Here is a 1,911-nt window from a genome sequence, read left to right on the forward strand (position 1 = left end):
GGGGATTAAAGAATCCTGTTTAAATTCTAAAAAGATAGTTTTATCTTTAGCTACTATTTCTTTTTTGGCAAGTTGTGCTAATGCTAAATTAAATTCTGAAATAAAAACTTATGATGAAGTTCATAAAAATACTAAAGCTAGATCAGCAAGTGTTTATACTCCTGAAGCTAGAGTTAATACAACTGTAAGTGGCTCAATAAGCAATCAAATCAACATTACCGATCAAGGTCCACATACCATAATAATTGAAGCAGGTGGAACTTTAGGCAATGAGAATAACAACAATAAAATTATCTATGCTCATGCTAGTGGTAACAACACTCTTACACTTACTAATCTTACCAATAAAGGAACTATTAATGGTAGTGTAAATGTGGAACATGACCAAGGTTTTAAAGGAACCATCACTGTCAATACCTTTGAAAATAAAAACCAAATCAATGGAAATGTCTATATGGGAGTTTGGGGAGGTAACTCAGGAACTCTTAATATAGATAAATTTGATAATAGCGGAACTATAACAAGTTCTAGTGATAAAGGAACTGTTTTTTTCGAAGGAAATACCAATATACAAACTTTTACCAACACTGGAACCATAAAAAACACAGGTAATACAGAGCCTTCTGATGTTGCAACCATTTCAACTGGGATTTATTTGCTTTATAGCACAATAAAAAATTTCAATAATGAAGGCTTAATTTCTGGTATTACAGGTCTAAGTTTATTTCAAGCTACTATAGAAAATTTTACTAATCAAGGAACCATAGAATCAACAAGCAACAATCAAATTGCTGCAGCTATCAGTGTTAATACTGCTTATGGCAAACCTTCTGTCATTAATAACTTTACCAATGAAGGAATTATTAAATCAAAGTCTAATGGTATATTAGCAGAAGCGGGTAATAAAATAGAAACCCTTGTTAACAAAGGCACTATAGAAGCAAGCTTAAATGGTATAAGTTTTTATGATGTTGGTTCAGTTAGTGGTGATAAAATTGAGCTAGGTAACATCATCCTAGAAAAAGGCAGTAGCATTAAGGCTGGAAATAATGGTATTAATATAGATAATGGAACTTCTAAAGATATAAAGGCTGATGGAATTGAAGTTAAACAAGGTGCTAGTGTAATTGGCGGTAATGCAGGTATAGCTATAGGAGGCGGTAAAGAAATCAACACCCAAATCACCATAGCAGGTGAAGTAAGCGGTGGAGCTGCTGGTATAGTCAATGAAGGTATCATAGGTGGTAGTAGCGATGATGATAAAAAAGGTGGCATTATCATCTCAGGAGGTAGTGTTAGCTCTTCAAGTGGAGGCTCTGGCATAGTCAATCAAGGCAATGGTTCTATAGCAGGCGAAATCAAAGTAGAAAGTGGGGGTTCAGTTGAAGGTGGTATTACCAATACAGGAAGTGGTTCTATCTCAGGAAATATAGTAGTAGAAAATGGTGGTAAACTTGACTCCATCACTAACACTTCTACTTCTAATACAGGTATAAGCGGTTCTATCACTAATAACAGTGATAATAAACTTGAAATTTCTAATGGAGAAGGTGCTACTATAGGTGGAGGTATTACAAATAATGGTAATGCTGATTTAGTTATTTCCAACCAAGGCTCAGTAGGTAAAGATAGCAATGGTAATACAGTAACTAACAATGGTAGTGGTAGTGTTGGAATTAAAGATTGGGTTGTTTCTACAGATAAAGAAACAGGTAAATTAGACACTGTAGTTGTAGGTGGAAGTGGTGCAAATAATGTACAAGTAGAAAACATCACTGTAGATCAAAGCAATGTTAATCTTGAAGAATTAGGTAATATAAGCAATATCATCTCAGGTGTTAATCAAAACAATATTGGCAATATAGGAACCAATGGAGGTGGAGAAATATCTTTAAGCTTTGATCCAATAAC

General features: G+C 34.1%; 1 protein-coding gene. It reads left to right on the forward strand.

Features of this window, described 5'->3' with window-relative positions:
- Positions 1-4: 4 nt before the first annotated feature.
- On the forward strand, positions 5-1,911 hold a 1,907-nt coding region (locus AJN60_RS01520), incomplete at its 3' end, for a beta strand repeat-containing protein (protein WP_407918802.1).

Origin of the sequence: Campylobacter sp. BCW_4323, from assembly GCF_001763115.1 — a bacterium.
Classification (GTDB): domain Bacteria; phylum Campylobacterota; class Campylobacteria; order Campylobacterales; family Campylobacteraceae; genus Campylobacter_D; species Campylobacter_D jejuni.